The 14,243-nt window shown below is 74.7% G+C and carries 8 protein-coding genes; 6 read left to right on the forward strand and 2 right to left on the reverse strand.

All coding sequences use genetic code 11. From position 1 onward, the window contains the following. The first annotated feature begins 196 nt into the window (after positions 1-196). From AB0927_RS20235 to moeZ, 4 genes are all read left to right on the forward strand, one after another. Positions 197-1,843 (forward strand): DUF3492 domain-containing protein, encoded by a 1,647-nt coding sequence (locus tag AB0927_RS20235; RefSeq protein ID WP_366669140.1) that lies wholly within the window; start codon positions 197-199, stop codon positions 1,841-1,843. Next, complete coding sequence (locus AB0927_RS20240) at positions 1,840-3,117, forward strand: hypothetical protein (protein ID WP_366669020.1); 1,278 nt, start codon at positions 1,840-1,842, stop codon at positions 3,115-3,117. The genes AB0927_RS20235 and AB0927_RS20240 overlap by 4 nt, the downstream gene beginning before the upstream one ends. Positions 3,118-3,214: 97 nt before the next feature. Continuing rightward, positions 3,215-4,174, forward strand: a complete 960-nt coding sequence (locus AB0927_RS20245; RefSeq protein WP_366669021.1) for an NAD-dependent epimerase/dehydratase family protein — start codon at positions 3,215-3,217, stop codon at positions 4,172-4,174. Between the two features lie 125 nt (positions 4,175-4,299). Further along, entirely contained in the window at positions 4,300-5,478 is a 1,179-nt protein-coding gene (gene moeZ / locus AB0927_RS20250) for an adenylyltransferase/sulfurtransferase MoeZ (protein ID WP_366669022.1), read from the forward strand. A 74-nt stretch (positions 5,479-5,552) separates the two neighbouring features. Here moeZ and AB0927_RS20255 read toward each other — a convergent pair whose 3' ends face one another. Then, entirely contained in the window at positions 5,553-7,133 is a 1,581-nt protein-coding gene (locus AB0927_RS20255) for an alpha/beta hydrolase (protein ID WP_366669023.1), read from the reverse strand. An 84-nt stretch (positions 7,134-7,217) separates the two neighbouring features. Continuing rightward, positions 7,218-10,094: a lysylphosphatidylglycerol synthase domain-containing protein gene (locus tag AB0927_RS20260; RefSeq protein WP_366669024.1), complete on the reverse strand. Its 2,877-nt coding sequence runs from the start codon at positions 10,092-10,094 to the stop codon at positions 7,218-7,220. A gap of 186 nt (positions 10,095-10,280) precedes the next feature. On the opposite strand from AB0927_RS20260, the gene AB0927_RS20265 reads away from it, so the two are divergent. Together AB0927_RS20265 and AB0927_RS20270 are read left to right on the forward strand one after the other, a co-directional pair. Continuing rightward, positions 10,281-10,664, forward strand: coding sequence for an MGMT family protein (locus AB0927_RS20265; RefSeq protein WP_366669025.1), 384 nt, complete (start codon positions 10,281-10,283; stop codon positions 10,662-10,664). A 206-nt stretch (positions 10,665-10,870) separates the two neighbouring features. Continuing rightward, positions 10,871-14,191: an ATP-dependent DNA helicase gene (locus tag AB0927_RS20270; protein ID WP_366669026.1), complete on the forward strand. Its 3,321-nt coding sequence runs from the start codon at positions 10,871-10,873 to the stop codon at positions 14,189-14,191. The last annotated feature ends 52 nt before the right edge of the window (positions 14,192-14,243 follow it).

Here is a 14,243-nt window from a genome sequence, read left to right on the forward strand (position 1 = left end):
GGTGCCGGCGGAGCTGGCGGCCGAGGTGACGCGTTCGCTCCAGATCCCGACGGTCGGCATCGGCGCAGGTCCGGACACGGACGCGCAGGTCCTGGCAACCGTCCGTCGCGCCACCCGCTTGTCCGCTTACCTTCGTCCCGCTGCGAGCCGCCGGGACCGACGGCGGCCGACCAGAAGGAAGATCGGGGGTGCACACGTGCGCACAGGACTGCTGACCGACGGTGGCTATCCGTATGTGAGCGGTGACGCCGGCCTCTGGTGCGACCGGCTGGTGCGCGGTCTCGGGCGGCACGAGTTCGACCTCTACGCACTCAGCCGCAGCAGGCGCCAGGAGGAACAGGGCCTGCTCCCGCTCCCGCCGCAGGTGACCCGGGTCCGTACGGCACCGCTGTGGACGGCGGAGGCCGGCGGCGCAGCGGTCGCCTACGGGCGGCGCGCGCGCCGGCGCTTCACCGAGCACTACGGCGAGCTGGCCGGCGCGGTGTGCACGGCGGCGGACGGCGGCGCCCCCGGCGCGGTGGCGGACCGTTTCGCCGGCGCGCTGTACGGACTCGCCGAACTCGCCCGCGACGAGGGCGGGCTCGGCGCGGCACTGCGCTCCGACAGCGCCGTACTCACCCTGGAACGCGCCTGTCGCGCGCCCGGAGCGCCGCGCACGGCGCGCGAGGCGCGCGTGGCCGACCTGCTCACCGTCACCGGTCACCTCGAACGCGCCCTGCGCCCCCTCTCCCTCGACTGGTACGGCGACGACGCGCTCGGCGCGGCCGACCTCTGCCACGCGACGTCCGGAGGCCCCGCCGCCCTCCCCGGGCTGCTCGCCCGGCACTTCCACGGGGTGCCGCTGCTGGTCACCGAGTACGGCGTCCACCTGCGCTCCCACTACCTGGACCGCGGGCCCGACGCCGCCGCGCCCGCCGTACGCGCCCTGCTCGCCGCCTTCCACGGGCGGCTCGCCACCGAGATCTACCGCCGCGCCGAGATCCTCACCCCGGGCAACGCGCACGCCCGGCGCTGGCAGGAGCGGTGCGGCGCCGACCGGGCCCGGATCCGCACCGTCTACCCGGGCATGGCGGCCGACGGCTTCGCCGAGGCCGGCGAGTCCCCGGACCGCGCGGACCCGCACACCCTGGTCTGGGTCGGGCGGATCGAACCCGCCAAGGACCTGGTCTCCCTGCTGCACGCCTTCGCCGAGGTGCGCAGGCGGGAGCCCGGGGCCCGGCTGCGCGTCGTCGGCGCGCCGGGCGGACCCGAGGGGGCGGCGTACCTCGGCCACTGCCGGGCGCTGGCGGCCCAGCTCTTCCCGGACGAGGCGGAGGGCGCGCACGCGGTCGGCTCCAACCCGGTCTCCTTCGAGGAACTCGGCAGCCCCGAGGCCCCGGCGGCGCCCGACGTCTACGCCTCCGGTGCCGTCGTCGTGCTGTCCAGCGTCGTGGAGGGGTTCCCGACCGGGCTGATCGAGGCCATGTTCTGCGGCCGGGCGACCGTCTCGACGGACGCCGGGGCGGTGGTCGAGGTGATCGGCGGTACGGGACTCGTCGTGCCCCCGCGCAATCCGCGGGCGCTCGCCGAGGCGTGCGTGGCGCTGCTGCGCGACCCCGAGCGCCGTGTGCGCCTCGGTGCCGCCGCGCGCGCCCGAGCGCTGGAGCTGTTCACCGTGGAGCAGAACGTCGCCGCCTTCCACGGCATCTACCTGGAGATCGTCTCCCACTGCCCGGTCCGCCGCGACGTCCTCGACGCGTCCGGCGCGCCGCTGCCCTTCGCCGCGCCCGCCGAATCCCAGGTCCCCGCCCACTGGCCCGCCACCCCCACCTGGGCCCTGCCCGCCACGGAGCCGGCCCGATGACCGACACACCGAGAACGCCGAGCGGGGCGCCGCCGTGGGGCACGGCGGCGGGGGAGCGGGCGGAACCGACGCCGACCGGGGCGGCCGCCGAGGCGGCGCGCGGTGCGGCGTGGGACGCCGGGCCCGCCGTCGCCGGACCCGGACATGAGGCCGTACCAGCCGTAACCCGGCGCGGGGCCGGGGACCCCGTCAAGGCGTTGCTGCACCGGCACCGCGAGCTGTGCGAGCGGGCCGTCGACCCCCTGGAGATCGCCGCCGGGCTGGAAGCGCGGGGCATCACCGACCGGACGGCGGCGCGGTTCCGGCACCGGGACGTCTTCTCGCTCGCCGAGGAGCTGTACGCCCGCGTGCCGCGTGCCGGTGAGCCCCGGCCGCACCCGAAGCCGGCCCTGCCCCTGCCCCGGGTCCGCGCCGGATGGGTCCTGTCGGGCCTGCTGCCCGGTGCCGTCGGCGCGGCCACCGTGGCCGGACTGCGGCTCGCCCAGGGGCGGCCGCGCCTGCTCGTGGCCGTCGTCGGCGTCCTCGCCCTGGCCCTCGCGACCCGCGCGGCACTGCGCACCGGGCCCCTCGCCGGACCGGCCCGCCCGCGCGCGCCCCTCGCCGGGCCGTGCGGCCCCCGCCTGTGGACCCTCTGGCTGCTCGGCTACGCGGTGTTCGGCGACGGACTGCTGCACGACGTGCTCACCGGCGGCCCCGACGCGCTGCCCGACGGCAGCCCGGGCGGCGCCTGGCCCACGGCCACCGCACCCGCGCTGGCCCTCACCCTGGCCCTCGCCCCGGCGGCCTGGTGCGCGCACCTCCTCACCACCGGTGCCCGGCGCAGGCTCGCCGGCAGCCGGGGGCTCGGCGACTTCACGGCCGCGGCGCGACCGCTGCTGGCCGGCACCTTCGCCCTGTTCCTCGGCGCGCTCGCCGCGCTGCTCCTGCTGTGCGGCAGGATCCTCGGCGAACCCGCGGCCTGCCCACAGGCGCTCACCCTCGGCGCCCTCCTCCTGCTCGCGCGTCTGCTCACCGTCCACCGGCACCGGCGCGCCCCCGCCCTCGTCCTCGGCGCCGCCGCGACCGCGGAGGCGATGTCCCTCGCCCTGCCCCTCGCCGGGCGGCTGCCCCACTGCGGTCTCCTGGCGATGCCGGTCCGGACCCTCGTGGACACCCTGGGCGAGCCCGCCGTACCGGCCCTCGCCTGCGGCACCGCCGCCCTGGTCCTGCTGCTGCACGCCGGCCGCACCCTCACCCGTGCCTCGGCCCACGCACCCACCGGAGCGCCCGAGTGAGCGCCCCCCTGAGTCACCGGCACCACCCCGTCGAAGGAGACCTCCCGATGTCCACCTCCCACCAGGGAGCCGAACCTCTCACCCACGGAGCCGCCCGATGAGGGTCCTGCTGATCGGAGCCAACGGATACCTCGGCCGGTTCGTCGCCGAGCGGCTGCTCGCCGACCCCGCCGTCCAGCTCACCGCGCTCGGGCGGGGCGACGACGCGGACGTCCGGTTCGACCTCGCCGCCGGCAGCCCGGGTGCGCTCACCCGGTTCCTCGGGGCGGTGCACCCCGGGGTCGTGATCAACTGCGCCGGCGCCACCCGCGGCGGTGCCCGGGAGCTGACCCGGCACAACACCGTCGCCGTGGCCACCGTGTGCGAGGCGCTGCGGCGCAGCGGGTGCGGTGCGCGGCTCGTGCAGATCGGGTGCGGTGCGGAGTACGGGCCCAGCCAGGCCGGTTCGTCCACGGCCGAGGACGCCGTGCCGCGGCCCGGCGGCCCGTACGGCGTCAGCAAGCTCGCCGCCACCGAACTCGTCCTCGGCTCAGGCCTGGACGCCGTGGTGCTGCGCGTCTTCTCGCCCGCCGGACCCGCCACCCCGGCCGGCTCCCCGCTCGGCCGGCTCGCGGAGGCGATGCGCCGCGCGATGCAGTCGGGCGACGGGGAGCTGAAGCTCGCCGGACTCGGCGTGCAGCGCGACTTCGTGGACGTACGCGACGTCGCCCGCGCCGTGCACGCCGCCTCGCTCTCCGCCGCGCAGGGCGTGATCAACATCGGCTCGGGGCGTGCCGTACGCCTCCGGGACGCCGCCGGCATCCTCGCCCGCGTCGCCGGTTACGGCGGCGCGCTGCACGAACTGGACGCCCCGCCCGGCGCGCTGCGCGGCGGCCTCGGCCACCCCCGGGCCGAGGCGGAGCACCCGGCCCCGGCGGCCTTCCCCTACCCGGACGGCTGCGGTAGCTGGCAGCAGGCCGATGTGCGCACCGCGCGCGACCGGCTCGGCTGGCGGCCGCGCATCAACCTCGAAGAGTCGCTGGCCGACATCTGGATGGAGGCGGCATGCCGCATCTGACCGGACTGCCCGGCTGCTGGGACGGAATCGTCTCGCGCCTCGGAACGGGAGTCTCGGAATGAAGAAGGCCGTGGCAGTGTTACGAGAAGAACAAACGTAGTGATTGACCGACCAACGGAGTCCCCGTGTCGCTGCCACCCCTGGTCGAGCCGGCTTCCGAGCTCACCGTAGACGAGGTCCGCAGGTACTCCCGCCACCTGATCATCCCCGATGTGGGCATGGACGGGCAGAAGCGGCTGAAGAACGCCAAGGTGCTGTGTGTGGGCGCCGGTGGCCTGGGCTCGCCCGCGCTGATGTACCTGGCCGCGGCGGGCGTCGGCACGCTCGGCATCGTGGAGTTCGACGAGGTCGACGAGTCGAACCTGCAGCGCCAGATCATCCACAGCCAGTCCGACATCGGCCGCTCCAAGGCCGAGTCCGCCCGTGACACCGTCAAGGGCATCAACCCTTACGTGAACGTGGTCCTTCACGAAGAGCGGCTCGAAGCCGAGAACGTGATGGACATCTTCAGCCAGTACGACCTGATCGTGGACGGCACGGACAACTTCGCCACCCGCTACCTGGTCAACGACGCCTGTGTGCTGCTGAACAAGCCGTACATCTGGGGTTCGATCTACCGCTTCGACGGCCAGGCCTCGGTCTTCTGGTCCGAGCACGGCCCCTGCTACCGCTGCCTCTACCCGGAGCCCCCGCCCCCGGGCATGGTCCCCTCCTGCGCCGAGGGCGGCGTGCTCGGCGTGCTGTGCGCGTCGATCGGCTCCATCCAGGTCAACGAGGCCATCAAGCTCCTCGCGGGCATCGGCGACCCGCTGGTCGGCCGCCTGATGATCTACGACGCCCTGGAGATGCAGTACCGCCAGGTCAAGATCCGCAAGGACCCGAACTGCGCGGTCTGCGGCGAGAACCCGACCGTCACCGAGCTCATCGACTACGAGGCCTTCTGCGGCGTCGTCTCCGAGGAGGCCCAGGCGGCGGCCGTCGACTCCACGATCACTCCCAAGCAGCTCAAGGAGTGGATCGACGACGGCGAGAACATCGAGATCATCGACGTCCGCGAGCCGAACGAGTACGAGATCGTCTCCATCCCGGGCGCCAAGCTGATCCCGAAGAACGAGTTCCTCATGGGCACCGCTCTGGAGTCGATGCCCCAGGACAAGAAGATCGTCTTGCATTGCAAGACGGGTGTCCGCAGTGCGGAAGTCCTCGCGGTCCTGAAGTCCGCGGGCTTCGCCGACGCCGTCCATGTCGGCGGCGGCGTCATCGGCTGGGTCAACCAGATCGAGCCGGAGAAGCCGGTCTACTGACCGACGTGCTGGTGGAAGCCCACGGCCCCTGAGTCCGCTCAGGCGCCGTGGGCTTCTTCGTTCTTCGGTGGTGGTCAGCCGCAGACCGCGCCGCTCTTCGGGATCTTCCCGTTCAGCAGGTACGCGTTCACCGTGCTCTGCACGCACTTGTCCTTGCTGTCGTAGGCGCCGTGTCCCTGGCCCTTGAACGTCAGCCGGACGCCGACGCCCTTGCCGAGGGCCTCCGCCATGCGCCGGGCGCCCTCGTACGGGGTGGCCGGGTCCCCGGTGTTGCCGATGACCAGGATCGGCGCCGAGCCGGGGGCGCTGACGTCGGGGTGGTAGGCGGCGCCGGGGACGGGCCAGTCGGTGCAGCCGATCATGCCCCAGGCGAGGAAGTTCCCGAACAGCGGCGAGGCGGCGCGGAATCCGGGAAGGGCGCGCTGGACGTCGGCGACGGTGTAACGGGGCTTCTCGTCGGCGCAGTTGATCGCCGCGTTCGCCTCGGTGAGGTTGCTGTACCGGCCGTTCTCGTTACGGCCGTTCATCGCGTCGGACAGCACCATCAGGACCTTGCCGTCACCGTCGTACGCCTGCTCAAGGCCCTCGGTGAGGTACTCCCAGAAGTCCTTGGAGTACAGGGACTGCGCGATGCCGTTGGTGGCCGCGGTCTGGGTGAGCCGGCGCGGGGCGATCCCCGGGATGGGCTTGCTGTCCAGGTCGGCGAGGAGTTTCGCGATGCGGTTCTCGACGTCCTGCCGGGTGTCCCCGATCGGGCAGCCCTCCGGCTTGGAGACGCAGTCCTCGGCGAAGTTGCCGAGCGCCAGCTGGAAGCCCTTCGCCTGGCCGAGCGCGCTCTCCTCGGGGTTCTGGGTGGGGTCCACCACCCCGTCGAACACGGCCCGGCCGACGTGTGTGGGGAACAGGTGGGCGTAGACGCCGCCGAGCTGGGTGCCGTAGGAGATGCCGAAGTAGTGCAGCTTGGCGTCGCCGAGCACCCGCCGCATCAGGTCGATGTCACGGGCCGCGTCGGTGGTGCGCACATGCGGCAGCACCTGCCCGGACTTCCGCTCGCAGCCCGCGTTGAAGTTCTGGGTGCGCTGGACGAGTTGGGCGCGCTCGGCGCTGTTGTCGGGGGTCGCGTCCTGCTGGAAGAACGTGTCGAGCTGGGCGTCGGTCTTGCACCTCACCGGCGCGCTGCGGCCGACCCCGCGCGGATCGAAGCTGACCAGGTCGTAGCGGGTGCGCAGGGCCGCGTAGTCCTGGGCGAACGCGGGCAGCGTGGTGACGCCGCTGCCGCCGGGGCCGCCGAAATTGAAGATCAGCGAGCCGATCCGCTCGCTCGCGGGCCCGCTGGCCCTGGCCCGGATCAGGGAGATGCCGATGGTGGACCCCTGCGGCTTGTTCCAGTCCAGGGGCGCCCGCATGGTGGCGCACTCCCAGGTGGTGCCGTTCGGCAGCGGGGACGGCGCGCTCCCGCCGCCCTCCGCCTCGTCCGGTGCCGGGCAGGCCGCCCAGTCCAGCGTCTGCGTCGTGAGGGACGCGGTGGCGCCGATACCCGCGTCGTCGTCGCCGCAACCGGCCAGCAGGGCGGCCAGCAGCACGGCGGCCGTCGTCAGGGCGGTGGCACGAGGCCAGGGCAGAGCGGCGGCGCGCAGCCGGGAGTGAGAGGCCATGACCCCATCCTGCGGGCCCGCGCGCCGGGCCGCGCGGGGCACGGGCCGTACGAGGGACGGGGACGAGGACTTACGGCCGCCCTCCTACAGCGAGCCCCTACGGGTCAGGTGGTTGAACGCCAGCCAGCCCGGCAGCACCGGCAGCCACAGCGTCATCAGCCGGAACAGCAGCACCGCCGGGGCCGCGACCTCCTTCGGCAGACCGAAGGCGATCAGGCCGAGGGTGAGGCTTGCCTCGATCGCGCCCACGCCACCGGGGGTGGGCGCGGCGGAGCCGAGCGCGTTGCCCGCGAGGAAGACGACCGCGACGCTGGCGATGCTCAGCGAGGTCATGCCGTGGCCGAAGGCCCGCACCGCGGCGTCGAGGCACATCACGTTGCAGGCCGTCAGCAGCAGCATGCCGCCGATGCCGGTGACGAGCTTCTGCGGCCGCTGGAGCACATCGAGCATGCGCGGCACGACACCGGCGAACAGCGACCTGACCCGCGTGACCACGAACTTCCGCAGGAACGGCACCGAGGTCACCACCAGCACCAGCACCGCGACGGTCAGCAGACCCGCGATGACGGTCCGGGACGGCGACAGCGACGGCGTCTTCTCGGTGCCGGTCAGATAGCCGAAGGACAGCAGCATCAGGATGTGGCAGCCGAGCCCGAACAACTGAGAGGCGCCGACGCTCGCCACCGCGAGCCCCGGGCGCACGCCCGCGCGCTGGAGGAAGCGCGTGTTCAGCGCCACCCCACCGACCGCCGCGGGCGCCACGATCTTCACGAAGGACCCGGCGACCTGCGCCGCCACCGTCCGCGGGAACGGCACCCGCTCCGGCACGAAGCCCAGCAGCGACATCGCCGCGGCCACGTAGCTCAGTGCCGAGAACAGCGCCGCCGCGATCACCCAGCCCCACTGGGCCTGCGAGAACAGCGTGCCGAACTGGATGTGGGTGAGCTGCGTCAGCAGGAAGTAGGCGCCGATCGCACCGGCGATGAAGCTGATCAGCGTGCGCGGCCGCACCCGCTCCAGGCGGGCCGGCTGCACCGGGGCCTGCGGCCGGATCCGCAGCACCTGGTGCCGGATCTGGGTGAGCAGGTCCTCCTCGCGGGCCTCCTCTATGGCCTCGTCGATCGCCCGCCGCTCGGCCCGCTGTTCCGCCCGTACGACCTTCTTGTCCGACTTGTCGAGCTTGTCGAGTTCACCGAGCCGCTCGTCGGTGTCGGCGCCCTCGGCCAGCGTCGTCCCGTTCGCCTCCGCCGCCTCCCGCAGCCGGGCCAGCTTGGCCTGCCGGGACGCCTCCAGGACCGCCTCCCGCTCCCGCTGGGCGCGCTCACGGCCGAGCCGGCGCAGCGTGTTGCGGGTGGAACGGGTGAGGGCGATCGGCTGGAGCATCGGCAGGCAGTCGGCCACCGCGTCGGGCCCGAGCACCTCGACCGCCGAGGCCACCGCGCGCTCGGCGCCGACCCTCAGGCCCAGCGTGGTCAGCAACTGGGCCACGTCCATGCGCAGCAGCAGCTCACCGGCCGCGATCTCGCCGCCGCGCAGCTCGGTCAGGATCACCTCGCCGGACCGGCCCACCAGGATCGCGTCCCCGGCCAGCCTGCGGTGCGCGATGCGCCGCGACTGCAGGGCGCGCACCTGCGACCAGGCGCTGCGCAGCAGCTCGTCGGTGATCTCCTCGTCGGCCAGCGCGTCCAGCCTGCGCCCGCCGGTGTGCTCGTAGACCAGCATCACCGCGTCCGGGCCCAGCTCCGAGGTGGCGATCAGCTTCGGCGCGTTGGCGCCCGCCGCGATCGCCGCGTAGGCCAGCAGCGCCTCCTGCTCCAGGGCCTGGCGCAGCGACTGGAGGCTGGAGCGGGTGGCGAAGCCGCGCAGGGTGAGGTTGCGCCACGCGCGGTAGAAGAAGCCCTGGGCCTGCTGTTCCCGGTCCACGACCGTGACGTCGAGCTGCGGGCCGTCCTCCAGGGTGACGAAGTAGCGCCGGCCCCGGTCGCCGTTCTCGCTCTCCACGGCCTCCTCGCGGGCCGCGCCGACCGGGCGGAAGCCCACGTGCCGCAGGCCCGCCATCAGGGTCTGGCCGGTGGGGCGGACGTTGGGGGAGCCGACCGCGTACAGCGTGCCGTACGCCACCGACCAGCCGATCAGCACCGTCAGCACGATGGAGAAGGCGGTGGTGTAGCCGGTGACCAGCATCGAGAACGCGTCGAGCAGCAGCACGATCCACAGCACCGCGCGCCAGCGCGGTCTGCGGGACATGCCGACGGCCGTCATGTAGGCGATGACGGGCGCCAGATAGCCGTGCACCGGGTCGGTCAGGGCGTGGACGTCGACCGGCGAGGGCTGGGTCAGGGCGTCCTGGATCGAGCCCGGGGCGGCCCGCGCGACCCACAGGTCGGTGGCGAGCGTCACTCCGTGCGCGAGGACGGCGGCGAGGACGCCGTCGGCGATGCGCAGCCCGTCCCGCTTGATCAGCCGTTCGATCGCGAAGGCGACCGGGACCAGCAGGATCGCGATGCTGGACGCCAGCCCCGCGAACCTGATCAGCAGGTCGGGGGCCTGTCCGGTGCCCTTGTTGATGTCCTGTTCGAGGCCGGAGGTGGTGCCGTGCGCGAACGCGGCGACGGCGAGCAGCACCACGATGGCGAGCAGGCCGACCAGCAGCCGCATCAGGTCCGAGGGCCGGTGCACCCGGGCGGGGAGCAGCGGCTCGTCGCCCTCCACCGGGTCCGGGTGATCGGCGCCCGGGTCCGCGTGCGGGTCCTCGTCGCCTCCGGAGCCGCTCCGGTCAGCCGGCGGGTTCTGCGGGATGTGCGCCCCCTCGGTGCGTTCCGCCTCGGCACTTTCCGGCTCCGCGCGGCGCGGATCCCGGTGGGCGTCCTCGTCGCCCGTGCCCCTGCGGCCGGTCTTCGGGCGTGCGCCGGCGCCAGGGGTGCCCGACCCGCCCTCGGGGTGCACGCCCTGCTGCTTCATGATCTCTTCTTGGTCTCGTATCACCGGTCACCGCCCGCACGATGGTGGCATGCCCCGCCGACACACGCGGGCGCCAGGGTGCGGATGTGCGGTCGCACAGTCTGCCCCAAGCACCGCCCGGGGGCGAGAGGGGCCGTTGCTCCGCCACGCCCCGCGATGTCGGCGGGGTGCGGCAGGATGGGGCGAATGAGCGAGCAGAGCCCCGGCGCGGAACCCGGCGAGAGGCACCCGGACGACCTGCCCGAGTACGCGGAACGGGTCCTCCAGGTCGCCGAGCTGGTCCCGCCGGGGCGGGTCATGACGTACGGCGACGTCGCCGAGTGGCTGGAGGAGGGCGGCCCCCGCCAGGTCGGCCGGGTGATGTCCCTCTACGGCGGCGCCGTGCCCTGGTGGCGCGTCGTACGGGCCGACGGGACGCTGCTGCCGGGGCACGAGCTGCGCGCGCTCGCGCACTACCGCGCCGAGGGCACCCCGCTGCGCGAGGCGGGCCGGAGTGCCGAGGGTCACCTGCCGCGGCTCGACATGCGGCGGGCCCGGTGGGACGGCGGTGCGGACGCGGGTCACACCTGACAGCTTCCGCCATCGGAGGGGGGCGGCGGCAACCTGTAGTCCGTACGGGTGATGCCGGGGACGTCCGCGGGATGCCGTACGTTCGATAGCCGGCGGTATCGCGCCGGCGGCCCGTGCGTCCCTCACCCGGGGCTCCCCGCCCCGCGCGCGTGACCGCCCGTCCGCCCGCGCCACCAGCAGTACGACCACCAGGACCGGCCGACCACGTGAGCTCCTCCTCCACCACCGGACACCCGCCGCGCCCCGAGGCGCGGCGGGGGAGCCATGGCGCTTACCGGCTGGTCCGCACCCCGCCGTCCCGACCGGCTCCTCCTCTTCTGGACGCCGCCCAGCGCGCCGTGGTTGACCACCGCTCCGGCCCCCTGCTCGTGCTCGCGGGACCCGGCACCGGCAAGACGACCACCCTGGTCGAGTCGGTGGCCGCGCGGATCGCCCGGGGCGCCGACCCCGAGCGCATCCTGGTGCTCACGTTCAGCCGCCGGGCCGCCGTCGACCTGCGCGACCGGATGGCCCTGCGCATCGGCGCGGCCCGCGCCCCCCGGGCGACCACGTTCCACTCGTACAGCTACGCCCTGGTCCGCGCCCACCAGGACACGGGCCTGTTCGTCGAGCCGCTGCGCCTGCTGTCCGGCCCCGAGCAGGACGTCACCGTCCGCGAGCTGCTGGCCGGGCAGCCCGAGCTGGAGCGGCTGGGACTGACCCATGTGCGCTGGCCGGACGAACTGCGCGCCTGCCTGACCACGCGCGGCTTCGCCGACGAGGTCCGCGCCGTCCTCGCCCGCAGCCGCGAGCTGGGCCTCGCCCCCGGCGCCCTGGACGCCTTCGCCCGCCGCATCGGCCGCCCCGACTGGCGCGCGGCCGCCGCCTTCCTCGCCGAGTACCTCGACGTGCTCGACCTCCAGGGCGTGGTCGACTACGCCGAGCTGGTGCACCGCGCGGTCCTGCTCGCCGGCCGCCCCGAGGTCGCCGCCCAGCTCGCCGCGCGGTACGACGCCGTGTACGTCGACGAGTACCAGGACACCGACCCCGCCCAGGTACGGCTGCTGCGCGCGCTGGCCGGCGGCGGCCGCACCCTGGTCGCGCTCGGCGACCCCGACCAGTCGATCTACACCTTCCGGGGCGCCGACGTGAACGGCATCCTCGACTTCCCGGAGACCTTCCCGCGCCCCGGCGGCGGCCCGGCGCCCGTCCAGGTGCTGCGCACCAACCGCCGCTCCGGCGCGGTCCTGCTGGCCGCGACCCGCCGGATCACCCAGCGCATGCCGCTGACCCGGCTGCCCGCCGACAAGGTGCGCGCCCACCGGGAGCCGGCCGCGGCACGGGACGGCGGCCGGGCCGAGGTCTACACGTACCCGACCCCCGGCACCGAACTGGACAACATCGCGGACATCCTGCGCCGCGCCCACCTGGAGGACGGCCTGCCCTGGCGCGAGATGGCCGTCCTGGTCCGCGCCGGCGCCCGCTCCCTGCCGACCCTGCGCCGCGCGCTGACCGCGGCCGGCGTCCCGCTGGACATCGACGGCGACGACCTCCCCCTGCGCCACGAACCCGCGGTGGCCCCCCTGCTGACCGCCCTGCGAGCGGTGGCGACGGCGGAGGCACGGAGCCGGGAGGAACGGGCACCGGACGCCCCCGACCAGGCGGAAGAGCCGAGCTGGCTCGACACCGAGACCGCGCTCACCCTGCTCGCCTCGCCGCTCGCCGGCATGGACGCCGCCGACCTGCGCCGGCTGGGGCGGGCGCTGCGGGAGGAGGAGCGGGCCGGGGGCAACACGCTGCCGCCGCCCTCGGACGAGCTGCTCACGCGGGCGCTCGCCGAGCCCGAGCGGCTGGCGGTGCACGACCCGGCGTACGCCCGCGGCGCCCAGCGACTCGGCGCGCTGCTGCGTACCGCCCGCGAGCGCCTCGCGGACGGGGGCACGGCCGAGGAGGCGCTGTGGGCCCTGTGGAACGGCACGACCTGGCCCGGCCGGCTGGAGCGGGCCGCCCGGCGCGGGGGCGCGGCGGGCCGCAACGCCGACCGGGACCTGGACGCCGTCTGCGCCCTGTTCGCCACCGCGGCGCGCGCCGAGGAGCGCACCGGCGGCCGCGGCGCCCTGAACTTCCTGGCCGAGATCGAGGCCGAGGACATCGCCGCCGACACCCTGACCCGCCGCGCGGTACGGCCCGACGCCGTCCGCCTGATGACCGCGCACCGCGCCAAGGGCCTGGAGTGGCGCCTGGTCGTCGTGGCCGGCGTCCAGGAGGGCCTGTGGCCGGACCTCAGACGCCGCGGCTCGCTCCTGGAGGCCGACCGCATCGGCCGCGACGGACTCGCCGAACCGCTCACCCCGGGCGCGCTGCTCGCCGAGGAGCGCCGCCTGTTCTACGCCGCCGCCACCCGCGCGCGCGACCGCCTGGTCGTCACCGCCGTGCGGGCACCCGCCGAGGACGGCGACCAGCCCTCCCGGTTCCTGACCGAGCTGGGCGTCGAGCCGAAGGACGTCGGCGGCCGCCCCCGCCGCCCGCTGTCCGTCGCCGCGCTGGTGGCCGAGCTGCGCGCCACCACCGTCGACCCGGCCGCCTCCGCCGCCCTGCGCGAGGCCGCCGCCCGCCGCCTGGCCCGGCTCGCCGCGCTCACCGACGAGGACGACCGCCCCCTCGTACCGGCCGCGCACCCCTCCCGCTGGTGGGGCATGTTCGAGCCGACCGAGAGCAAGGTGCCGCTGCGCCACCGCGACCAGCCCGTCGTCCTGTCCGGCAGCGCCCTCGACCAGCTCGCCAACACCTGCGCCCTCCAGTGGTTCCTGGGCCGCGAGGTGAAGGCCGACGCGCCCGCCACCACCGCCCAGGGCTTCGGCAACGTCGTGCACGTCCTCGCCGACGAGGTCGCCTCCGGCCGTACCCCCGCCGACCTGGACGTCCTCATGGAGCGCCTGGACTCGGTGTGGAACGCGCTCGCCTTCGACGCGCCCTGGAAGTCCCGCCAGGAGAAGGACAACGCCCGCGCGGCGCTCGAACGCTTTCTCAACTGGCACGTCCTGAACCGGTCCGCCCGTACCTCCGTCGCCAGCGAGCAGGACTTCGACGTCACCCTGGAGGCGGGCGACTACCAGGTCCGCATCCGCGGCCAGATGGACCGGGTCGAGACGGACGCCGAGGGCCGCGCCTACGTGGTCGACTTCAAGACCGGCAAACAGGCGCCCACCGCGCGCGAGGTGGCCCGCCACCCCCAGCTCGCCGTCTACCAGCTCGCCGTCCGCGAGGGCGCCGTCGACACCGCCTTCGACGGCGCCCGCCCCGAGCCCGGCGGCGCCGAACTGGTGCACCTGAGACAGGGCGCCGCGGGGCGCGACGGCGGCGAGACCCTGCCCAAGGTGCAGACCCAGGAGCCGCTGTCGGGGGAGTGGGTCGGCGAGCTGCTGGCCACCGCCGCCGGAAAGGTCCTGGACGAGCGGTTCAGCCCGAGCGCCGGGCAGCACTGCGCCCACTGCGCCTTCCGCGCCTCGTGCAGCGCACGGCCGGAGGGGCGGCACGTGGTGGAGTGACGTACCGCACGCCACCCGCGCCTGACCTGCGCTTCTCCCTCCGGCGCGGACA

The sequence above is a fragment of the Streptomyces sp. NPDC048106 genome (genome assembly GCF_040706415.1).
Lineage (GTDB): Bacteria > Actinomycetota > Actinomycetes > Streptomycetales > Streptomycetaceae > Streptomyces.